Annotated in this window: 23 protein-coding genes; 14 read left to right on the top strand and 9 right to left on the bottom strand. The window is 37.7% G+C overall.

The window, feature by feature from the left end; genetic code table 11:
- Positions 1-18: 18 nt before the first annotated feature.
- From SOP96_RS05635 to serS, 9 genes are all read left to right on the top strand, one after another.
- Positions 19-969, top strand: a complete 951-nt coding sequence (locus tag SOP96_RS05635) for an MlaD family protein (RefSeq protein WP_326320070.1) — start codon at positions 19-21, stop codon at positions 967-969.
- Between the two features lie 10 nt (positions 970-979).
- Positions 980-2317, top strand: a complete 1338-nt coding sequence (locus tag SOP96_RS05630; protein WP_326320069.1) for a 4Fe-4S dicluster domain-containing protein — start codon at positions 980-982, stop codon at positions 2315-2317.
- 90 nt (positions 2318-2407) lie between these two features.
- The gene (locus SOP96_RS05625) at positions 2408-3193 is read left to right on the top strand and encodes a (Fe-S)-binding protein (RefSeq protein ID WP_326320068.1); all 786 of its coding nucleotides are present in this window, start codon (positions 2408-2410) and stop codon (positions 3191-3193) included.
- Positions 3194-3217: 24 nt separating this feature from the next.
- Positions 3218-4354 (top strand): hypothetical protein, encoded by a 1137-nt coding sequence (locus tag SOP96_RS05620; protein ID WP_326320067.1) that lies wholly within the window; start codon positions 3218-3220, stop codon positions 4352-4354.
- A gap of 25 nt (positions 4355-4379) precedes the next feature.
- Positions 4380-4868 (top strand): hypothetical protein, encoded by a 489-nt coding sequence (locus SOP96_RS05615; protein ID WP_326320066.1) that lies wholly within the window; start codon positions 4380-4382, stop codon positions 4866-4868.
- Between the two features lie 104 nt (positions 4869-4972).
- Positions 4973-6109 (top strand): glycosyltransferase, encoded by a 1137-nt coding sequence (locus SOP96_RS05610; RefSeq protein WP_326320065.1) that lies wholly within the window; start codon positions 4973-4975, stop codon positions 6107-6109.
- A gap of 1 nt (position 6110) precedes the next feature.
- Complete coding sequence (locus tag SOP96_RS05605; protein WP_326320064.1) at positions 6111-7367, top strand: lipopolysaccharide biosynthesis protein; 1257 nt, start codon at positions 6111-6113, stop codon at positions 7365-7367.
- A gap of 123 nt (positions 7368-7490) precedes the next feature.
- Positions 7491-7994, top strand: coding sequence for a hypothetical protein (locus SOP96_RS05600; protein WP_326320063.1), 504 nt, complete (start codon positions 7491-7493; stop codon positions 7992-7994).
- Positions 7995-8061: 67 nt separating this feature from the next.
- The gene (gene serS, locus SOP96_RS05595; RefSeq protein ID WP_326320062.1) at positions 8062-9330 is read left to right on the top strand and encodes a serine--tRNA ligase; all 1269 of its coding nucleotides are present in this window, start codon (positions 8062-8064) and stop codon (positions 9328-9330) included.
- A 79-nt stretch (positions 9331-9409) separates the two neighbouring features.
- Here serS and SOP96_RS05590 read toward each other — a convergent pair whose 3' ends face one another.
- The 9 genes from SOP96_RS05590 to SOP96_RS05550 form a co-directional block, all read right to left on the bottom strand.
- The gene (locus SOP96_RS05590) at positions 9410-10345 is read right to left on the bottom strand and encodes a T9SS type A sorting domain-containing protein (RefSeq protein ID WP_326320061.1); all 936 of its coding nucleotides are present in this window, start codon (positions 10343-10345) and stop codon (positions 9410-9412) included.
- A 175-nt stretch (positions 10346-10520) separates the two neighbouring features.
- A complete protein-coding gene (locus tag SOP96_RS05585) occupies positions 10521-11288 on the bottom strand; it encodes a sulfite exporter TauE/SafE family protein (protein WP_326320060.1) in 768 nt (255 codons plus the stop codon).
- A complete protein-coding gene (locus SOP96_RS05580; protein WP_326320059.1) occupies positions 11279-11731 on the bottom strand; it encodes a FixH family protein in 453 nt (150 codons plus the stop codon). The genes SOP96_RS05585 and SOP96_RS05580 overlap by 10 nt, the downstream gene beginning before the upstream one ends.
- Positions 11732-11800: 69 nt before the next feature.
- Complete coding sequence (gene ccoG, locus SOP96_RS05575) at positions 11801-13255, bottom strand: cytochrome c oxidase accessory protein CcoG (RefSeq protein WP_326320058.1); 1455 nt, start codon at positions 13253-13255, stop codon at positions 11801-11803.
- 96 nt (positions 13256-13351) lie between these two features.
- Complete coding sequence (locus SOP96_RS05570) at positions 13352-14233, bottom strand: cbb3-type cytochrome c oxidase N-terminal domain-containing protein (RefSeq protein ID WP_326320057.1); 882 nt, start codon at positions 14231-14233, stop codon at positions 13352-13354.
- Positions 14234-14242: 9 nt separating this feature from the next.
- A complete protein-coding gene (locus SOP96_RS05565; protein ID WP_326320056.1) occupies positions 14243-14443 on the bottom strand; it encodes a cbb3-type cytochrome oxidase subunit 3 in 201 nt (66 codons plus the stop codon).
- Positions 14444-14460: 17 nt separating this feature from the next.
- On the bottom strand, positions 14461-16719 hold the full coding sequence (gene ccoN / locus SOP96_RS05560; protein ID WP_326320055.1) for a cytochrome-c oxidase, cbb3-type subunit I: 2259 nt from the start codon (positions 16717-16719) through the stop codon (positions 14461-14463).
- 5 nt (positions 16720-16724) lie between these two features.
- Positions 16725-16949 carry a cbb3-type cytochrome oxidase assembly protein CcoS gene (gene ccoS, locus SOP96_RS05555; RefSeq protein ID WP_326320054.1) on the bottom strand — a complete coding sequence of 75 codons (225 nt, stop codon included), beginning with the start codon at positions 16947-16949 and terminating at the stop codon, positions 16725-16727.
- A gap of 109 nt (positions 16950-17058) precedes the next feature.
- Positions 17059-19437 (bottom strand): heavy metal translocating P-type ATPase, encoded by a 2379-nt coding sequence (locus SOP96_RS05550; protein WP_326320053.1) that lies wholly within the window; start codon positions 19435-19437, stop codon positions 17059-17061.
- A gap of 89 nt (positions 19438-19526) precedes the next feature.
- On the opposite strand from SOP96_RS05550, the gene SOP96_RS05545 reads away from it, so the two are divergent.
- From SOP96_RS05545 to SOP96_RS05525, 5 genes are all read left to right on the top strand, one after another.
- Positions 19527-20240, top strand: coding sequence for a Crp/Fnr family transcriptional regulator (locus tag SOP96_RS05545; RefSeq protein WP_326320052.1), 714 nt, complete (start codon positions 19527-19529; stop codon positions 20238-20240).
- A gap of 59 nt (positions 20241-20299) precedes the next feature.
- Positions 20300-21115, top strand: coding sequence for a 3-methyl-2-oxobutanoate hydroxymethyltransferase (gene panB, locus SOP96_RS05540; RefSeq protein WP_326320051.1), 816 nt, complete (start codon positions 20300-20302; stop codon positions 21113-21115).
- A gap of 3 nt (positions 21116-21118) precedes the next feature.
- Positions 21119-21442: a hypothetical protein gene (locus SOP96_RS05535; protein WP_326320050.1), complete on the top strand. Its 324-nt coding sequence runs from the start codon at positions 21119-21121 to the stop codon at positions 21440-21442.
- Positions 21443-21445: 3 nt separating this feature from the next.
- Complete coding sequence (locus tag SOP96_RS05530) at positions 21446-22123, top strand: RluA family pseudouridine synthase (RefSeq protein ID WP_326320049.1); 678 nt, start codon at positions 21446-21448, stop codon at positions 22121-22123.
- A gap of 97 nt (positions 22124-22220) precedes the next feature.
- The gene (locus SOP96_RS05525) at positions 22221-22808 is read left to right on the top strand and encodes a glycoside hydrolase family 19 protein (protein WP_326320048.1); all 588 of its coding nucleotides are present in this window, start codon (positions 22221-22223) and stop codon (positions 22806-22808) included.
- The last annotated feature ends 196 nt before the right edge of the window (positions 22809-23004 follow it).

Here is a 23004-nt window from a genome sequence, read left to right as displayed (position 1 = left end):
ATAGAAAAAATTTAGCAAGTGAAGTTCAGTAAAGAATTAAAAGCTGGAATTATCGCACTGGTAGCCATTATTGGTTTTGTGGTGCTTTTCCAATTTATGAAAGGCAGAAGCCTTTTTACTACCGATAATATATTTTACGCAAAATATGACAACGTGGAAGGGCTCGCCCAGTCTGCACCTGTTTCCATAAACGGACTGAAAGTAGGGCAGGTAGATAAGATTATTCCCAACACTGCCAAAGACGGGAAAATTGACTTCCTTGTTAAAATTACAGTTGATAATAATTTTGAATTTTCAAAAAACTCAACGCTTGAGATTTTTGAACCGGGATTGATGTCCGGTAAAGAAATGAGAATCAATCTGATGTACGGAGGCCCAACAGCTAAAGATGGAGATACTTTGAAAGGTGCATTTAAATTAGGTACTTTAGGAAGCCTTTCTTCTCAGGTGGGTCCGGTAAAAGATCAATTGCAAACGGTTTTATATAGAGTAGATTCTTTAATGGCGAATGCAAACCAGGTAGTAAATGCCCAAAACAGGGAAGAAATCAGAGCATTGCTTAGTAATCTTAACAAAACAGTTGCTGCTCTGCAAACTACGGCCGGAAGTGTGAATAGTCTTGTTGGGAACAATGATCCTAAGCTTCAAAAAGTTTTGGATGATGCAAGCCTTACGATGCAAAGCGGTAAAGTTACTTTGGATAAATACGGAAATCTTGCTGAAAGCATTGATACAAAAAAACTGAATGCAACAATAGCTAATCTTGATGCTACCGTAGGAAAACTTAATGAAGTGGTTGCCGGCATAAATAACGGACAGGGAAGTTTAGGAAAACTGATGAAAGATGAGGAATTGTATAACAACCTGAATTCTGCATCCAATAACCTGAATTCCTTAATTGAAGATGTAAAGGCTAATCCTAAGAAATATGTTAATTTCTCAGTATTCGGAAAAAATAGTAAAGACTAATATTTAATCCATGGCATATATCGATAATATTATTTTTCTGATTTTATTAGTTATGGGTTTTTGGCTGTTTGCAAAAAGCCTGCAAAAGATATATAGAAATATCAGATTAGGACGCGAGATCAACCGTAACGACAGGATAGGAGAGCGCTGGGAAACCATGGCAAGAGTGGCGATGGGGCAAAGTAAAATGACCAAACGTCCTGTGGCAGGAATTTTACACCTTTTTGTTTATGTTGGTTTTATCATCATTAATATTGAACTGATAGAAATCATTGTAGACGGAATTTTCGGAACGCATAGATTTCTGGCAACAATACTAGGAAATACTTTATACGGATATTTCACAGCTACTTTGGAAGTATTGGCATTATTGGTTGTTATTGGAGTAGTACTCTTTTTCATACGAAGAAACTTTTACGGAGTTAAAAGGCTTACCATGAAAGAGCTTTTTGGGTGGCCCAAAGAAGATGCCAACTGGATTCTTATCATTGAATTTGCACTCATGATGGCATTCTTTACCATGAATGCATCAGACTTTATCCTTCAGACAAGAGGCTTCGATCATTTTTCGCGTGTCGGGTCTTTCCCGATCAGTGAAATTACTTTTGTTCCGTTTTTCGAAGTTTTCAGCTTTGATAACGGATTTTTATTCGGAATTGAAAGAGCCGCCTGGTGGTTTCACTTTGTAGGAATTCTGTTCTTCATGAATTACCTTTATTATTCAAAACATTTACATATTATCCTGGCTTTTCCAAGTACCTGGTACGCCAACCTGGAAAAGAAAGGGAAATTCAACAATCTGGATTCCGTTACCCAGGAAATTAAACTGATGATGGATCCTAATGCAGACCCGTATGCTGCTCCGGCAGGAGGTAACGCAGAAGCTCCTTCAAAATTTGGGGCAGAAGATGTTTTTGATCTGAACCAGGTACAGTTGTTAAATGCCTATTCCTGTACAGAATGCGGCCGTTGTACCGCTGTTTGTCCGGCAAATATTACGGGCAAAAAACTTTCTCCGAGATTGATTTTAATGAAAACCCGCGACCGTCTTGAAGAAGTGGGAAGAAACATCGATAAAAACGGAAAGTTTGAAGATGACGGGAAAAAATTACTGAACGACTATATTACCAAAGAAGAGCTTTGGGCATGTACAACATGCAATGCCTGTACAGAAGCCTGTCCGGTATTGCTTGATCCGCTTTCCATTATTTTTGATATGAGAAGATTCCTGGTGATGGAACAGTCTGCTGCACCTCAGGAACTGAACCTGATGATGGCCAACATAGAAAACAATGCCGCTCCTTGGCAATACAACCAGGCTGACCGTCTGAATTGGGCAAAAGATTAATTAATCAATTATACAATTTGAAAATTTGAAAATCAAATATCATATTACATTTTCAAATTTCCGAATTCTTACATTTTCAAATTGAAAGAGATGGATTTCAACATAAAAACAATGGCAGAATACGCTGCCGAAGGAAAATCACCGGAAGTTCTGTTCTGGGTGGGCTGTGCCGGAAGTTTTGACGACCGTGCCAAAAAAATCACGAAAGCATTTTGTAAAATTTTAAATAAAATCGGGGTAGAATTCGCTGTTTTAGGGCAGGAAGAAAGCTGTACCGGAGATCCCGCAAAACGTGCGGGAAACGAATTCGTTTTCCAGATGATGGCATTAACGAATATTGAAGTGCTGAATGCCTATGAAATAAAGAAAATTGTGACGGCTTGCCCGCACTGCTTTAATACCCTTAAAAATGAATATCCGGGATTAGGAGGTAAGTATGAAGTTATTCATCATACCCAATTCCTTAGAAACCTGATGGAAGAAGGCAGGCTTAAAATTGAAGGAGGCGCTTTCAGAGGGAAAAAAATTACCTTCCATGATCCGTGCTATCTCGGAAGGGCCAATAACGAATATGAAGCACCAAGAGCCTTGCTGGAAAAGCTGGATGCCGAGCTTGTAGAAATGAAGCGCTGCAAAACAAACGGGCTATGCTGCGGAGCAGGAGGTGCACAAATGTTCAAAGAGCCGGAGAAAGGAAATAAAGATATTAATATTGAACGTACCGAAGAAGCTTTATCTTTCGAGCCTAAAGTTATTGCGACAGGCTGTCCTTTCTGCAATACCATGATGACGGATGGAGTGAAGCATTTTAATAAAAATCACGAAGTTGCCGTAAAAGATATTGTAGAACTTTTAGCCGAAGCGGAAGATTTATAAATCAATTTAAACGAAAAGTATTCCATGAAATCAGGATGGAGAATTTCCTTTTTTTTCATAGTGATTATTATTGCTGCACTGAGCTTCTGGAATTATGAAAACAGGGTTTACGATTGGGATATGCCGGGTTATATAGGATGTCTTTATGCCCTTAAATTTCCGGATGCTCCGGATACAATTCGTACACTTACTTACCAGGAAATACAAAAAAGATCTCCCGAAAATCAGTTCCGGGACATTTTAGGAATAAAGCCTGCCGACAAAGCCCGACAGGCTTTTGCTCATCATACAAAGGCTTTTAATGAGCAACTGCCTTATTTTCAGATTAAAGTTGGATATAACCTCGGAATTCTTATTTTGTATGAATCAGGCTTATCTTCACCGGATGCAGTGACTTTTTTAAGCATCATTTCCTATTTTATTTCCGGGTTGCTTCTTTTCTCTATTTTAAAGATAATATTTCCTGAAAATTATATTCTGGCTGTTATTTTAACAATCGGAATAATGCTTTTGCCTCCAATGACTTATATGTCCAGAGTGGCAACACCTGATATGTTTATCATGCAGTTTCTGCTGGTTTTTATGATCGGTTTAATTAAGAAATGGAAAACATGGATAATGTTTCTGGTTCTTTTTGCGATTACCTTTACCAGACCGGATTATGCGCCTTTTACTCTGAGCTATCTGGCTGTAGCAGCAGGATATGAATATTTGAGAAATAAAAAAATAAATTTAAATTTTATCATTCAGGCAATCATTCTTTTCAGTTTATATTTTGCCATCATGAAAATGTTCGGTTACCCTGGCTGGAAGCATCTTTTCTATGATACTTTTATCCACAGGCGTGAATTTATTTCAGGTTCTCCGCCGAATTTCAGCTTTAATGAATATCTTTCCATCATTTATGAAAAAATTATTTATTTCAAAAAAGTTACTTTAACCTCGGTAGCTCTTGTTATACTTACATTTTATCTTTCAAAAGATGGATGGATCAGAACACTTGCTGTTTTTGTGCTGGCTAACATTTACATCAAGTTTATCTTTTTTCCACACTCATCGGGATTAAGGTTTTTCTTTGGGTATATTGTTTTACTGATTATCCTTTTTCTGTATGTATTAGGTAAAAAGTATAATGGTTTTAAACTCAGGAAAATTGCGTAATTTTGAACTTTAAAATGTATCTGACATGAAAATTGAAGAATCTAATATAGTAGAAACCAACGACTACAGAGTAATTATATATCCCGCCTCAAGACCTTTTGAAACAAAAGAAGCAAAGGCCATTACAGAAAAGCTTTTTGACTTTCTGGCAAGCTGGGCAGCACATGGGAAACCGCTTTCATCTTCTTTTAAGATTGAAAAAAATCAGTTCATTATCATTTGTGTAGACGAAGAGAAAGAGATGGCTTCCGGTTGCAGCATCGATGCGCTGGGTAAAATAATGAGGGAGATTGATGAAGAATATCAGCTGGGCCTTTTTGACAGGATGAAAGCAAGCTTCATCGAAAATGGTGAAGTGAAAACCTTAAAGCTAATTGATTTCAAATCGAAAATTAGAAGCGGAGAAATCTCTAAAGATATTCAGGTTTTTGACTTTTCAAAAAATACGTATCTGGAATTTTTAGGAAACTTCCTTTTACCTTTTGAAAGAAGCTGGGCAGCATCTGTTAAATAAATACTCTGTCAGTTAAATAATTTAAAAAGTGGAGCTCTCCACTTTTTTTGCTTTATTTATATTTGTAAAAATTCTGAAAATTTAATTCAGATTACATAACCCGGATGAAAATACCTAAAATCCTTTTTTTAACGACCGCCCACCGACATGATGATGACAGGATATTCTATCATCAGGCAAAAGCATTGCTGGAAGAAGGATATAAATTGAAAATCTGTAGTCTTTCATCAGAGTTTCAGGGAACTATTGACGGGATTCAGATAGAATCTTATGCCGTTCTGGAAAGGAGCTTTTCTGAAAAGAAGAAAATTCTGGAAAAGATAACCAGCGAATATCAGCCGGATGCTGTCATCTGCTCGGAACCTTTAGCGGTTATAGCAGCAAAAAGTATCAGAAAAAATAAAAAATTGAGTATTATTTACGATATCACGGAATGGTATCCGTCAATGAGAATGGTCGAACAATTTTCTTTTCCGTTGAATATTCTTCATGCGATAAAGTTTTTTCTCATTCAATTATATGCAGGATTCATCAGTACACAATATATTTTTGGAGAAGACACCAAAAAATTTCCGCTAGCGTATTTCTTCCCTTTAAAAAAATCGATCGTTTTGCCGTACTATCCTGATGATGTTTATATCAGCCAGAGAATTAATAAATTACATCAAAATAAAATAACACTCTGCTACACCGGACAGTTTTCTGAAGAAAAAGGGATCGGTAATTTTTTTGCAGCAGCAGACCGTTTAAGAAAAAAAGCACCACACCTTACAATCTCAATTCTTCTAATTGGTGGTTCAAGAAAAGAAAGAGACGGAAAATATTTTTCCGAACAGATAAAAAAATATCAATTTGAAAATATCAAAATCGAAAAACCGACTTCTTTTGAAACCTTTACGCAAGCGTATGCCGAAGCCGATATCTGTTTTGATCTAAGAACGCTGAATTACGAAAACCATCATTGCCTGCCGATTAAGATTTTTTATTATGCAGCCTCCGGAAAACCTGTCATTTACACCAATTTAAAAGCTACACGGCAGCATGTTGATGTTTCAAAATTTGGTTTTTTGGTTGATCCTGAAAATCCGGATGTAATTTCAGAATGTATTTTAAAATATGTGAATAATCCACAGTTCTATTCGGAACATGCCCGAAACGCCAGGAATGAGTATGAGAAAAAGTATAGCTGGAATGGCATTAAAGATAATTTTATCACCTTCATCAAAAAATCATTAGCATAAAATGAAGGAGGCTCTTTTTAAAACTTTTGTTTCCCGGTTTTTGATTCTGCTCCTGAATTTCGGATTGGTAATTTATTCCACAAACATGTGGGGCAGCAGCGGAAAAGGAGTGATATCCATAGTCATTGCAGATCTTACGATCATCAGTTTTTTTGCCAATATTTTTGTAGGCAGCAGCATGAGCTATTTTGCAAGGAAATTCAGGACGGAGGAAATACTGCCATTCGCTTACGTCTGGGCCATTCTGATAGGTATTCTTATTCCGCTAATATTCAGTTTTAGCCGTGCTGCTGAGTATTTCTACTTTCTTGTTGGGCTTTCTGTAACGTCTTCTCTACTAACGGCCAATATCAACCTTTTCGTAGGGCAGCAGAATATTAAACTGTTCAATCTATATACGGTTCTGCAGCAGGTTGTTCATATTCTATTTATTATCATTATTATTTATGTAATAAAATTCACTTCAGTTAAGGCCTATTTTGCCGCACAGATAAGCTGTTTTACAATTTTATTCATCACAAGTGCTTTCCAGATAACAAAATCTGCAGATTTTAAGAAAATATCTTTTACCAAAGGAACAGGATCAAAGCTGTTAAACTATGGATGGAAAACCCAGTCTAGCGCTTTTCTCCAATTTTTAAATAACAGGCTGTCATTTTATTTTCTTGAATATTTTAAAGGAATTGTAAGCGTAGGTATATTTTCCGTGGGAATTGCCTTTTCCGAGGCCGTCTGGACGGTAAGCCGGAGTCTTTCGGTAGTGCTCTATTCAGATGTTGTAAACAGTACGGATTCAAAGGATGCAATTGAAAAAACAAAAATTTCTGTGCGTATAAGCTTTCTCGTCACGCTTTTTTTTATTTTTATCATGCTGATGATTCCGGCAGAATGGTACGCCATGGTTTTCGGTAAAGATTTCAGACAGACTAAAGAAATTGTATTGTTGCTTTCACCCGGTATTTTAGCCATAGCCGTAAGCAATGTTATAGGATATTATTTTGCAGGAGTCAACAAATTAAGAATTTTGAATGTAAAATCACTCGCCGGACTTATATTTACCCTCGTCTCATCTTTTTATATCGTTCCTGAATGGGGAATGAAGGGAGCATGTTTGATAAATTCTGCCTCCTATTGTCTTTCGTCCGGAGTGCTATTCTGGAGGTTTTACCAGATCACTGAATTCCGTATTCGGGATTTTATTCTTTCTAAAAAAGAGATGGATATTCTGATAAGGAAAATGCTTAAAAATAAGGAATAAAAAACTTTGTCAAAAATTTAAACTTTGAAAAGTGAATTCTTATATTGTATTGCTGTTAAATATCCTGAAACCCCAAATAAAATCAGGATAATAATTGAAAATAAGTTTTTATCTTTGCTGTACATGAAGAATATTTTTTTCGGAATTCTGGTTATTTTTTTTGCTTTCCTCAGCTGCAGGACAGATGATGACGAATTGCAGAATATCGACCAGATCCTGAATATTTATATGAAAAATAAATCAGGAAGAGATCTTTTTAATAATAAGAAAGATTCTACTTATTTCACCTATTCTCTTAATGATATTGACGGCGGTGCAGATATTGCTCCTGTGAGCAGCAGTCTTCGGGCAACAGCAGACTCCACGCTTTTTATTGAATATATTGCGGGAGCAAGAAGAATTGGGATAGATACGCTGAATCCTGATAACAAAATCTATCAGTCCAGGATTACTGTTTCGCTTATAAAAAGACTTAACAACACAGTTTTAGATACTATTGAAGATGAGCTCAGAATCGAATACAGTATGAGACCCTCCGTGTTTGAGGTCTCGAAAGTCTATTATAACGATACCTTAAGATTTACAAAACAGCAGGGTTCCCCGAATGTTGTTACAATCGTAAAATAATTTTATACATTTGCAAAACTGTTGGCATTGTTGTGTTCAACATTCTAATAACTAACATCTAAATAAAATGTTACAAGTCAATTTTTTGCGCGACAGCAAAGAGCGCGTTTTAGAAGGTCTCAAAAAAAGACAATTCAGGAATCTTGAGTTGGTAGATGAAGCTATTGCTACCGATGATGAAAGAAGAAAAATTCAGTTTGAACTGGATTCCCAGCTTGCTGAAAGCAACAAAATCTCCAAAGAGATCGGGCTTTTAATGAAAGAAGGGAAAAAACAAGAAGCCGAATCTGCAAAATCTAAAACAGCACAGCTTAAAGAGTCGACGGCCGAATTGAAATCGCAATTAGATGTCAAAGAAAAGGAACTCATCAATATTTTATACCAGCTTCCTAATATTCCCCATGAAAAAGTGAAAAGCGGAGCTTCCGCAGATGACAATGAGATTATTTACCAGTCTCATGATGTAGAGGGTCTTGGTGAAGGGGCAATTCCTCACTGGGAACTCGCAAAAAAATACAACCTGATCGATTTTGAGCTGGGTGTGAAGATTGCCGGTGCAGGATTTCCGGTGTATCTGGGAAAAGGTGCGCGTTTACAAAGAGCTTTGGTTCAGTATTTTTTAGATAAAAATATTGAAAAAGGATATATGGAGGTTAATCCGCCTCATGTAGTAAACGAAGCTTCGGGATATGGGACAGGGCAGCTTCCGGATAAAGAAGGGCAGATGTATTTCATTAATGAGGATAATCTGTATTTAATTCCAACCGCAGAAGTTCCCGTAACCAATTTGTACAGGGATGTATTATTCGAAGAAAAGGATCTACCGGTAAAAAATACGGCTTTTTCTCAGTGTTACAGAAGAGAAGCGGGAAGTTACGGTGCCCATGTGAGAGGTTTAAACCGTCTCCACCAGTTTGAAAAAGTAGAAATAGTAAGAATTGAAAAACCTGAAAATTCTTATGCCGTTTTAGAAGAAATGGTGGAACATATTAAAGAAATTCTGAGTGATCTTGAACTTCCTTACAGAGTGTTAAGACTTTGTGGCGGAGACACTGGTTTTGCTTCTGCCATGACTTATGATTTCGAGGTTTGGAGTGCGGCACAGGAAAAATGGCTTGAGGTAAGTTCTGTTTCTAATTTTGAAACATTCCAGGCAAACAGATTGAAGTGCCGCTACAAAACAGAAGGCAAGTCTCAGCTGGTACATACCTTAAACGGATCGGCAATGGCATTACCGAGAATCATGGCTGCTTTGCTGGAAAATAATCAGACGGAAGAAGGAATTAAGCTTCCGAAGAAAGTTGCGGAATATGCGCGATTTGATGTGATTAATTAAAATTAAATAAAACATATTGCAAAAAACCACTGGCGACAGTGGTTTTTATTTTGCTTTACAGCTATTCAGTTAAGTCATTTTATTCTTTAATGAATCGGGTTGATGTTGAATTTCCGTTTTTATCAATGGTCTGAAGAATGTAATTTCCTGTAGTTAAAACTGAGATATTTATCTGCGGATTTTTAACTGAATTTTTTTGAGAAAGTACTTTTTGACCAGCCATGTTGTAAATATGAAGTTCTATAATCTCGTTAGGAGATTTTACATTAAGTTGATCTTTTGCAGGATTAGGATAAACAGATGCTCCGCCATTTATTTCCACTGATTTTACAGAAAGTGAACTGGTAGAATTTATTTTTACATAAGTGAAATTTCCCTGCATAACGCTACCTGTGCTGGCCCAACATCCAGTAAAAAGGGTACCATATCCTGAAGCGCTTGTTCCTACAGCAGCAATCGACGTAGAAGTACCATCGCTTCCGGTATGGCGAACTTCTATCACAAGATTGGTGCCTGTATACAGATATGGAGTGGTAAAGGTAATTTCAAAGGTGAAGTTACCGTTATTACTTACTGAACCGGCAGGGATTAAAAGACTACCCGAGCGAACCTGTGTTTGTGTTCCGACTATATTTGCTGCAAAATTAAGCTGTCGGTTTGCAGGCTCTACACCATCACTAAGATAAATCTGATAATCAGGATAGGTGGTATTTGCAGCAGGCCATGGATTAGAGGCTGTAGATGGAAGCCTGAAAGATATTGATGTCAGATACTGGCCGTTGAGAGCTGTAAGTTGTGAATCATCAATAATCATCTGGTATGTTCTGGTACTGTTGGCGAAAGGTCCTGTAAATGTAACTGCTGTTGTTAGATTGGGGACTGTTACTGTAGTTTGTGCTTTTGCAATAAAAAGGAGCAAAAACATGCACAACGTAAAACCTTTAAACGCAACTTTACGAAAATAATCTGATACCAGATAGTTTCTGGATTTTGAAAAATGTAGTTTTATAAGCATATTATAAATTTTAGATACTTATAAAAATATGAAAATATTATTATTTATCGAGTAATTATTTGAATTTAATAATGAATATATATCGTTTTTAAATATTATTCAATGATAGCAGTGAATTCATAAAGTAAAAAAACCTCCGGTTTGCCGGAGGTTTCAATTAATATATTAAAAAAAATTAATGACAATTTGTACCGGTATGGTTGTGTGTACTGTGATCTCCCGGCAAATGACAGTCACCCTGATTGTCTTTCGAAATAGTCATTGCTTCAGCTCTTGGTGATAGGTAAGGAATTCCAAGTTCAAGCCCTCTTACAATAAATAATCCTCCCAAAATAATCATCACCACCGGAATTGCTTTCAGTACTTTTAACCGGAATGCCTGATTCATGAGATTTCCGGCAAGAACTACTGCAAACATGAACGGAAGAGTGCCCAGACCAAATAGAGCCATATATAAAGCGCCCTGCCATATTCCTCCGCCTGCAAGACTTGCCGTTAAGGCCATATAAACCATTCCGCAGGGTAGGAAGCCATTCAGAATACCTGTCGTAAATCTTGAGCGGTAATCTGCCTTTTGAAGCAACCTTCCCAAATTCGATTTTACTTTAAATAAAAATTTAGAAAAAAATGGAATTTTTGAAGCAAAATCTTTACCTCCAAAAGAAAATACCGCCATTACAATTAATAATATTCCCACTGCAATGGTAAGATATTTCTGGATTCCTGCCATTTCAAAACCTTCGCCGATAATTCCCAGAATTGCTCCCAACAGAGAATAGGTAAAAATTCTTCCGAACTGATAGGTAAGATTCTGGAGATAATAGTTGGTCGCCTGTTTTTTTGTTAATCCCATCGACAAGGCAATAGGTCCGCACATTCCGATACAGTGAAAGCCGGAAGCGAATCCCAATGCTATAGCCGATATAAAAAGTGCTATTTCCATATCACATCATAATCCATTCTGTAGTCTGTTTTATCTTTAGTCCAGTTCAATCTTAAAGTATAATTCCCCAGTTTTAGTACTTGAGCAGGAATTAAAAATGATTTGTTGGCGTCAAGCTGTACAGATTTGTGTATATCTAAATTCTGATCGTCGGTTCTGTTTAAAACAAATTTTACCGTTGTGTTGGAGTTGTTATAATCTTGTGGAAAGGTAATGGTTATACCTGTTTTATCCTGTCTGTAAACCGGTTTTTCCTGTAAATTATCGGCTCTGTTTTTAGCATCGATAACATCCTGGTATTTCAGTTCTTCTTCATAATAGTTATCGGTTACCATTTCAGAATTTTTCTGCCCGTTAGGAAAAAGAAATAACATGGATAGTATGAATGCCATGAATGACAATAATGCGATTACTACACCGTGCCCCCAAGTGAATTTTTTCATTTTTGAAATTGATATTTTTTAAAACCTCAATATTCCCGAATCAATGGACACTATTGAGGTTTTCTGATATTAGAATTGTAATTTAAAAGGTCCCTCAAAATACGTTTCGTAAGAATCTACCAGATTTCCTTTCATATCATAAACACCAATGGTGATATTCTGTTTGGAAAGGTTCATTTCATTTTCCGGGAAGCTGATATTTACGGTTCCTTTGGCAATCTTGTCACGTTCAACAATAATCTTGCTGGATGCACTGTAGATAACCTCTCCGTGTTTCGGCTCAATAACCTTGATGGTTACGATTTTCTTCTCATTCGTTTTATTGAGGAAAGTATAATTGTAGGTATTGGTAATTTTTCCATCCCTTACGAAAAATGTACTTCCTGCAGGCTTGATGAACTTAGCTTCCATCTCGCCACGGTTATAAAGAAGATATCCAAGGAAGCCGGTCAGCAATACAAGAATTAAGGCAAAGCCTTTCATTCTCCCTGTAAATTTGAATTTGGTTTCTTTTTCAATCTCGTTTTCTGTTGCATAACGGATAAGTCCTTTAGGAAGTCCTACTTTTTCCATTACCTCATCACAGGCATCGATACATGCTGTACAGTTTACACATTCCAGCTGCTGTCCGTCTCTGATATCAATTCCGGTAGGGCACACTACCACACACTGATGGCAGTCGATACAATCTCCTTTTCCGGCAGCCCTCCGGTCTTCACCTTTTCTCCATTTCGCTCTGTTTTCACCTCTTTTAAAATCATAGAAAACATTTACGGTATCTTTATCGATCAGTACACCCTGTAATCTTCCATAAGGACAAACCAATGTACAAACCTGCTCCCTGAACCACGCAAATACAAAGTAAAACGCAGCCGTAAGCAAAATCATCACTATGAAATTGGTAGGGTTGGCAAACGGGCCTTCCGAAACAATCCTGAAAACTTCTTTATATCCAACGATATACATGAACATAAAATGGGTGATAATTAATGAGATAATAAGGTAAATGGTCCATTTCAGTCCTCTTTTCCATATCTTCTCGCTGTTCCATTCTTGCCTGTCGAGTTTCATCTGTTTGTTTCTGTCTCCTTCAATAGCATATTCTATTTTACGGAAAATCATTTCTAGGAAAATTGTCTGAGGACATATCCACCCGCAGAAAATTCTACCGAAAGCAATCGTAAATACAATAATAAAAATAAGAGATGCAATTGCACCAAGCGTAAGAATGAAAAAATCCTGAGGATAGAAAGGTTGTCCGAAAATGAAGAACTCCCTGTCAATCACATTAAATAAGAGCATCGGGTTCCCATTGATTTTAATGAATGGTACCGAGAAATAAATCAATAATAAAATAAAGCTTACAAGATACCTGTAATTGGTATATTTCCCTTTAGGCTTCCTGGGATACACCCATTTCCTTTTCCCGGACTGATCCATGGTGCCTATAGAATCTCTGTAAGTCTCAGGGTCCAGAACCTGTCCCTGTCCGCCGCGTACTTCTATTTCTTCTATGTCTGACATATGTACTGGTATTTAAAAAAGAAAAAACATAATTCGTTACTATTTTTAAGGTAATAACAAATTATGTTTTTCATATGTTTTAATTTTTTGTTAAAATTATTCTTTCTCCCAATGTGCTTCAGTTCCCTGCGGAGCAGCACCGCCCTGAGCTGGTGTTACCGGAGGCAATTCCTGGTTGATGTGATATACATACGCTGCAATCTTTTCAATTTCAGCACCGGAAACTTCTCCGTTTTTACCGAACGCTCTCATCGAAGGATTGGTAGGAGATCCGTTCCAGTCCATATGGAATACGTTTTTAAATAACGTTTTCTCCGGTTGGTTGATCCAATAGTTATCCGTAAGGTTCGGGCCAATACCTCCACTACCGTCTTCCTTGTGACAAGATGCGCAGTTTGTCTTAAAGAGCTCTTTACCTTCTGCAATATTATCCGCCGAATATTTAGCAGTTTCAATAGTTACAGGAGGCTGAGATTTCTGGTATTCTTCAATACTTGCAAGCTGCTCTTTATATTCTTGTTCATATTCCGTTAAAGGATGCGCAAAATCTGTAAAAGAGTATGCTGCAACATAAACAATACAAAAAGCGGTCCCAAAGTAGAACAAACCTACCCACCATTTCGGCAACTGGTTGTCAAGCTCCATAATTCCGTCGAAACCGTGGTCGATAAGTATGTCTTTTTCTTCAGCAGCAGATTGCTTTTTAAATGCCGCATTATATAATCTTGTGAAATAAGGCACTTTCTTTTCTGCAAGATAAGCTGCCTTTTCTTCAGGAGATAATTTTTTAAATTTATTGTTCTCAATAAGGTCTCCGATAGCACTGTGGATGTATGCCAATATACCGGCAATTACTACAGTTCCCCAGAAGTAAGGCGAGCCCAGAAACTCATAACTCTGTACAAACAGATAATAAAAAACTATTAAAAGTCCGATTATTATTAAGATGTTTACAAAAACCGGTGTTCTTTGTTTCATAATAAGTTGTTAATTTTTTAAATTAAAATCATCATCCTGATCGTCACTCAGAGGAGCTTCTTCTTCTTCTTTATAATATTTTTTAGGTCTGCTAAAAACATATACTACCAGCGCTATGAAGAACAGCATAAAGAAAATCAGAGCCAAGGTCTGGTAAAAGCCAGCATTGTCGGTATTGGATAATATATCTTTAAAGTTCTGAGGTATCATGATGGAACTTTTTAATGTTAGTTATTACTTGCTGTTTTAATTTCCGTTGTTTTGATATCGGTTCCTAATCTCTGAAGGTAAGAAATAAGAGCCACAATCTCTTTTTTCTCCAATTCACCTTTTGGTCTTTTTGCATACGCATCTTTGAGGTCGGATGCTTCAGAGAATATATCTCTTACAATCTTCGTAGCCTGGTTGTTTGCCCAAGAGTTTGCAGAATCAATTTCAGCTTTTGTATAAGGCACTTCAAATGCGCTCTTCATAAGCTTCATTTTGTCAACCATTTTAGATCTGTCCAGGTCGTTAGCAATTAACCAAGGATAACGAGGCATGATAGAACCCGCTGAGGTTGATCTTGGGTTATACATGTGCTTGTAATGCCACGAACTTGGGTTTTTACCACCCTCTCTGTGTAAATCAGGCCCGGTTCTCTTAGATCCCCAAAGGAACGGTCTGTCATAAACGAATTCTCCGGCTTTGGAATACTGTCCGTTTTTACCGTTGAATCTTACGATTTCATCTCTGAATGGTCTTACCATCTGAGAGTGACATGCATTACATCCTTCTCTGATATAAATATCTCTACCTTCTAATTCAAGCGGTGAATAAGGCTTCACTGCAGAAATCGTAGGTACACTTTTCTTAAGGGATAGGGTTGGGATAATTTCAACCATACTACCGATAGAAATCGTCAGTAAAGAAAGGATACCCATAAGTACAGGAGTTCTTTCCAGCCAAAGGTGAGTTCCTTCTCCTTCTTTACGCTTTCCGCTGATGTTTGCCAATGCAGGGGCTTCAGCAGGTACATCTTTCTGGAAAGATCCTTTTCTTACCGTAGCAATAAGGTTTACTACCATTAAGACAGCTCCTGAAAGATATAAGAACCCTCCAAAGAATCTCATTTTAAAATATGGGATAACCGCAGTTACCGTATCCAGCCAGTTTTTCCAAACTAAGGTTCCGTCCGGGTTGAACTGCTTCCACATTAATCCTTGTGTGAAACCAGAGATATACATTGGAACTGCGTAGAAAATAATCCCTAAAGTTCCCAACCAGAAATGCCAGTTAGCAAGTCTTGTTGAATATAATTTCGTTCTCCATAAGATTGGGATCAGGTAATAGATTACACCGAATGCCATGAAACCATTCCATCCCAATGCACCTAAGTGTACGTGCCCGATTACCCAGTCTGTAAAGTGCCCGATTTTGTTAATATTTTTAGTTGCCAATAATGGCCCTTCAAACGTTGCCATACCGTAACACGTTACCGCTACAACGAAGAATTTAAGAATAGGATTCTCTCTTACTTTATCCCACGCTCCTCTTAAAGTAAGAAGCCCGTTAAGCATACCTCCCCATGACGGAGCAATAAGCATAATTGAGAAACCTGTTCCCACCGCTTGTGCCCAAGCCGGCAGAGCTGTATACTGAAGGTGGTGAGGCCCGGCCCAGATATAAACGAAGATTAAAGACCAAAAGTGAATAATCGATAATTTATAAGAGAATACCGGTCTGTCTGCAGCTTTAGGCAGGAAATAATACATCAAACCTAAAACAGGAGTGGTCAGTACGAACGCAACCGCGTTGTGACCATACCACCATTGTACGATAGCATCTTTTACCCCGGCATAAGCTGAATAAGATTTCCATCCTGTGAAAGATAACGGAACCTCAAGGTTATTAAAGATGTGAAGCATCGCTACGGCAATCCATGTTCCGATGTAGAACCAGATAGCAACGTATAAATGTCTTACCCTTCTTTTAGCTATCGTTAAGAACATATTAGCCCCGAAAATCAACCATGAAATGGTAATTAAAATATCGATCGGCCATTCGTGTTCTGCATATTCCTTAGAGGTGTTGATCCCCATAAAGAAAGTAACATACGTTACAAGGATCATGATCTGCCATGTCCAGAAGTGGATCCATGACAGCGTATCACTGTACATTCTTGTTTTCAATAATCGCTGTAAAGAATAATATACTCCTACATAAACGACATTCATTACGAATGCAAAAATAACAGTAGTCGTGTGCAGCATTCTGATTCTTCCGAATCCGAAAGCGCCATTCGTGTTTATCAACCCATCGATGCCGCCACCTAAACTCTTAATGGTTGTATCATCTGTTCCAAATAAAAACTCCGGAAGCTCTGGGTAGAAAAGCATTAATGCAGCCGTAAGCCCAAACAAAAACCCTATGATCCCGAAAACGACGGTCGCATAAAGGAATGCCCGGACAATACTGTTGTCATAACTAAACTTTTGTGTTTCCATATCAACTATTCACTTTTTTCTTCAATTTTTTTACTTTCTCCCTTTTCATCATCGTTTTCTTTGTTGCCAGTTTCTTGTTTTTCCCTGATTTCATCAGAGTCGAAAAGAATTCTAACAGCCGGGGATTCATCATCCTCAAACTGTCCTTTTCTGGCGTATACTATAAACACGACCAGGAAAACTGCAGCCAAAGAAACACTGCATAGGATCATTAAATATAGAATATCCATTAGACAACAAAATTAACCTATTTTCGGGGTTCAAATTTAGTGAAAAATAATGATATTCGTCACGAAATATGGGTTTTGGCTAATTTAAAACCAGTCTAAATAAGGGCGTTTAAGCGGGGTTTTTAAAATATTTCCTGCCCAGTATCCAGGTGGAAAGTGTAGTGAAAGAAACAACCGTTATGGAACTTGCCGGCATAATCAAAGCGGCAAAAAGAGGATGCATATGTCCTGTAACTGCGTAACTTAAACCAACAACATTATAAAGAAAACTGATTATGAATGTCATCTTCACAATTGTCATGGATCCTTTGCATACATTCAGGTATTTGTCGAGATGTACCACTTTCTCACCATTCATAATAACATCGGAAGACGGGGTGAAACTATTGGTATCGTCCGCAATTGCTATTCCTACATTACTTTGCTTTAAAGCTCCGGCATCATTTAATCCGTCACCCAGCATGGCTACTTTAAAGTTTTGATCCTGAAGGTTTTTAATATAATTCAGCTTGTCTTCAGGGCTTTGGTTAAATGCCATTCCTTTGTATGAAGGAATCAGTTCTTTAAGCTGGTTTTCTTCCGAAGAATTGTCACCGCTAAGAATGAAAATGTGGTAGCCTGTAAGTTTTTTAAATAGATTTTTCAGATTTTCGCGGTACTCATTTTTAAAAATGAATTTACCGATAAACTCATTATTTTTGCTGATATAAACAGCAGTTTCAAGATTTTTTGAATCCTGGTTATTATATTTTGCCGAGCCAATTTTATATAGATTTCCTCTCACCATTGCTTCATAGCCTTTCCCTGAAATTTCCCTGAAATGTTCTACCTGGTAGTAATCATCATTCACTTCAATAAAATCATATAAGGATTTTGATAATGGATGATTGGAGTTCTTTAGAAGCGTTTTGATATTCAGGAGGTCAAATTCTTTAATCTCTGCTCCTTCGTAGGTGATATTGGATTTTTTTCTGTGGGTAATGGTTCCTGTTTTATCAAAAACAATCGTATCGAGTTTAGCAATTTTTTCAATGGTGATAGTGTCTTTTACATAAAACTTATTTCGGCCTAAAATCCTCATAATGTGTCCGAAAGTAAAGGGTGCAGACAATGCAAGAGCACAAGGGCAGGCGATAATCAGGATGGCGGAAATCACTTGGAACATTTTATCAAGATCAATAAAATACCAGTAAACTCCTGAGATTAAAGCAATACCTAAAATAATGAATGTGAAATATTTGCTGACGTTATTCGTCAGTGTATCAAGTCCGGTTTCATGTTTTTTGAAAGCTTCTTTATTCCAAAGCTGGGTAAGGTAGCTCTGGTCTACATTTTTGATTACCTCCAGTTCGAGTGAAGATCCGATCTGTTTTCCGCCGGCATAAATTTTATCTCCGGGCTGTTTGCTGATAGTGGCACTTTCACCTGTGATAAAACTGTTGTCTATATTCCCTTCACCGTTAATCAGAATTGCGTCAACCGGAATAATTTCCTGGTTTCTTACTAAAATTCTGTCTCCTATTTTAATTTCCGAAAGAAGAATATTATCCTGTTTTCCTTCAAAATCTACTTTTGTAACGGCGATAGGGTAAAATGATTTATAATCCCGGTCGTAAGAAAGCGCATTGTAAGTCCGTTTCTGGAAAATTTTCCCTAAAAGCATGAAAAACAGTAATCCGCACAACGTGTCAAAATATCCCGGACCGTAATCGGTGGCTACTTCATAGAGGCTTCTTCCGAAGAGTACGATAATTCCCAAGACGATGGGAACGTCTATGTTTACAATTTTATTTTTCAAACCGTACCAGGCTGATTTGTAATAATCTGAAGCTGAGTAAACTACTACGGGAATTGCCAGCAAACACATCAGCGCACGGAAAAGTCCTTTGTAATGCTCCATCCAGTAATCTTCACCGCCGATATATTCGGGGAAGGCCAGAAACATTCCGTTTCCAAAAGCAAAAGCAGCAATCACAAACTTCACCAGAAGCGATTTATCGAGGTGCTCAACATTTTTATCCGCGGTTTCAAGACTGATGACGGGCTTATAGCCCAAGTTGGTAAGGAAGTTGGCTAATTCACTTAGTTTTAATTCGTTATGGTTAAATGAAATCTGTAGTGTCTTTCTCGTGAAATTAACCTGTGAATATTTAATGTTTTTGTTCAATGTATGAAGGCTTTCCAATAGCCATATGCATGAAGAACAGTGGATCACGGGAATCTTGAAAGTGACGAGACTGGTATTTCCTTCCGAAAAATCGGTAACTTTTTCAAATATTTCCGGTGTATCCAGATAGTCAAATTGCCCGGAATTTTCATCACCGGGACGAATTCCCGCTCTTTTATTAAGCTCGTAAAAATTATTTAAATTATTAGCATTTAGAATTTCATAGACCGATTTACAACCGTTACAGCAGAAAGCCTTCTCATCAAATAAAATTCTTTCCTTTTCGATACCTTGGCCACAATGAAAACAGTTCTCGCTCACCTTCATAAATTATTGAACTACAAAATTATAACAATTTTTTTTGTTTATCGTGTTAAAAAGTTCTATTTTTGTGATAAATGTCATATAAAATGTCGCAGGAACAACAGATTGCCATCGAAGAAAGGTTCGCCAGAGTTTTTAATGATAAATCATTTAAAGAGAGACTTTCCAGCGCTGATTTTGAAAAATATGTCAACGCCAAGAAGAAGTTTACTTTCCAGAAACATGAAACGATTTTTGAGGATGGAGAAACTCCTAAAGGAGTATTCGTTTTAGAAAAAGGAGCAGCGAAATTATCAAAATCAGGAGCATTCGGAAAAGACCAGATCTTAAGATTTATTAAAGAAGGTGATATCATCGGTTATCGTTCTTTGCTGTGTGGAGAAAATTTCCAGGCAAAAGCGGAAGCCATGACCGATATTGAAGCTACTTTTCTGCCTGCAGATGTGTTTATGTATCTTCTTGAAATAGATCCTCAGTTGTCTTTCGTTATGCTTCAGAAGATTTCCTATGAGTTGGGAGAATCTTCCAATACCATTACTTTCCTCGCGCAGAAAACCGTTAGGGAAAGACTCGCAGAAATACTGCTTCTTCTGGAACAAAAGCTTGGGGTAGACCCGGAAGGCTTTATCAAAATATCGTTAACAAGAGAAGAAATTGCCAACATCATAGGGACGGCTACCGAAAGTGCCATTCGTCTTATCTCCGAATTTAAAGGAGACAATCTCATTGAAGTAGACGGGCGAAATATAAAAATTCTCAATCACGACAAATTAATGAAACTCGGTCACGTAGTTTTATAAAATCATACAAACTTTAAGTCGGCTCAGGGCCGACTTTTTAACTTTTAAATAGATACAATATGTCTGTTCATTCTGAAATTAAGAAAGTTACGACGGAAACCTTGCGCAAAATGAAATTTGACAAGGAAAAAATAACCATGCTTACCGCATACGATTATACTACCGCAAAAATGGTGGATGCCGGAGGAATTGATGCAGTGCTGATAGGAGATTCTGCAGCCAATGTAATGGCGGGATTTGAAACCACGCTTCCCATAACGCTGGATCAGATGATTTATCACTCTCAAAGTGTAGTAAGAGGAACAGACAGGGCATTGGTGGTTGCCGATCTGCCTTTCGGAACGTATCAGAGCAATCCGGAAAAAGCTTTGGAGTCTGCCGTGAGAATGATGAAAGAAGGCGGAGCGCATGCCGTGAAAATTGAAGGAGGAAAAGAAATCTCAAAATCCATCAAGAAAATTATCAATGCAGGAATTCCTGTAATGGGACATTTAGGTTTAACGCCACAATCCATTTATAAATTCGGAACCTATAAAGTAAGGGCTAAAGAAGAAGCTGAAGCCGAAAAATTAATTGCAGATGCACAGTTGCTCGAAGAATTAGGATGTTTCGCAGTGGTTTTAGAAAAAATTCCTGCAGATTTAGCCCAAAAAGTAACGGAATCAATCTCCATTCCGACCATCGGAATCGGGGCAGGAGCGCATTGCGATGGGCAGGTCCTTGTGTATCATGATATGGTTGGGATGAACAAAGGTTTCAGCCCGAAATTTTTAAGAAGATATCTTGATCTTTACACAGAAATTACCGGCGCTGTAGAACAATACGTGAAAGATGTTAAAAATCAGAATTTCCCTAACGAAAATGAAAGCTATTAATTTATGAATAACCAACAAACAACTCAGGGAATACTTTCAATTGCAGCAGTATTATGTCTTTTAGCAGGCTGGTTTAATCTGTTTTCTCCGGAAATCAATGTATTGCTTTCCAGAAAAGTCTTCTATGTGCTTATCGGAATAAGCTTTTTTCTTCAGGCCCCGATGATGACGACAAAGAATTTCATGTACGGCATGTATGCTGCAGCAGGATTATGTATCGTGGGAGCACTTTTCCCTTTAGACTGGAAAATATCAGGAATTAAAACGTTAGGTCTTCTCGGTGGAATTATCCTTTCATTTGCAAACAGGCCCAATTATCGTCAGTAAAAAATGCAGGAACAAATTGTGTATGAAGACAACCATCTTCTGGTGATTAACAAAAAGGTCGGCCAATTGGTACAGGGTGACAAAACCGGAGATGAGTCTTTGCTTGAATTAATAAAAAATTTTATCAAAAAAAGAGATGACAAGCCGGGAAATGTATTTCTTGGTTTGGTTCATCGTATAGACAGGCCAACTTCCGGACTGGTAATTTATGCTAAAACTTCCAAAGCGTTGTCCAGGCTCACGCAAATGGTGAAAAACCGTGAAATCAAAAAAACGTATTGGGCAGTTGTAGCTAAGGAAATGATTCCAGAAACCCAGCGATTAATTCATTTTTTAAAAAAAAACGAAAAAAATAATAAAGCGATTGTCTTCCCGAAAGCAACAGACGGCGCAAAAGAAGCGATTCTTACTTATCACGTTATCAAAAGCCTTGATAATTATCTCCTTCTGGAAATAGATCTTGAAACAGGACGCCACCATCAGATCAGAGCCCAGCTTTCTAAAATCGGTGTTCCGATTAAGGGCGATCTCAAATATGGGGCAGCACGTTCAAATCCGGACGGCGGAATAAACCTTCATGCCCGAAAACTGGAATTCATTCATCCCGTAACCAAAGAAAAAGTTGAAATTACCGCACCAGTACCTCAAAATGATGCAGTGTGGAAGGCATGTGAAGAATAAAATCCCGTAAAAATACGTACTGAAAAATCGTAAAACCCCTGTTATTTGTTTTGTTTTTTAGAGATAGTTTTACACCATCAACTAAAGAACAATAATCATGCTTACACTTGGACAACTCAAAGAAGCAACCTGCGCCAAATCTGCCTATGCCTCCAAATTCTTACCGTATGTAATAGCAACTTTCGACAGGTTTTCCATCAATACGCCTTCTAGAATGCTCAACTTTCTGGCACAGGTAGGCCACGAAAGCGGAGGTCTTTTCTACACGGAAGAGCTTGCGAGCGGCAGTGCTTACGAAGGCAGAAAAGACCTGGGAAATACCCAAAAAGGAGATGGTGTAAGATTTAAAGGAAGAGGCTTGATCCAGATTACAGGAAGAGCCAACTATAAATCCGTATCACTTGCTTTGGGAACCGATTTTATTACAAATCCTATATTGTTAGGCGGGAAAAATGTTACAAAATGTAATGATATCCAGTTAAAAAATGCTGCGGAAAGTGCCGGTTGGTTCTGGAGCAGCAGAAACCTGAATGCTTTGGCAGATCAGATAGACATTACCAAAAATATAGATTCCGGAACCAATCTGGTCGTTTTCAAAAAAATCACGAAAACAATCAACGGCGGCTACAACGGTTTGCCGGACAGGCTGAACCGGTACAAATCCGGATTGCAGTATTTTCTTTAATTGTATGAGACTATTTTTCAGACCGGAGATAGTCTTCATTTTTTAGGAATTTTGACTGCGTCAAAATGCATTTATAATTTTAAGAAACAGTTTGATTACATTGAAAAGTAATATTTTATTTTTATTTGAAGCTTTTTCCCGCTTTCGCTACTCGCTTTTTTGTAGTTTCGGGGGGGGGGGGGGGGGGGGGGGGGGG

Origin of the sequence: Chryseobacterium salviniae, assembly GCF_035819015.1 — a bacterium.
In the GTDB taxonomy this organism is placed as follows: domain Bacteria; phylum Bacteroidota; class Bacteroidia; order Flavobacteriales; family Weeksellaceae; genus Chryseobacterium; species Chryseobacterium salviniae.
The sequence above is the reverse complement of the archived record's forward strand: the minus strand, read 5'-3'. Positions and strand labels throughout refer to the sequence as shown.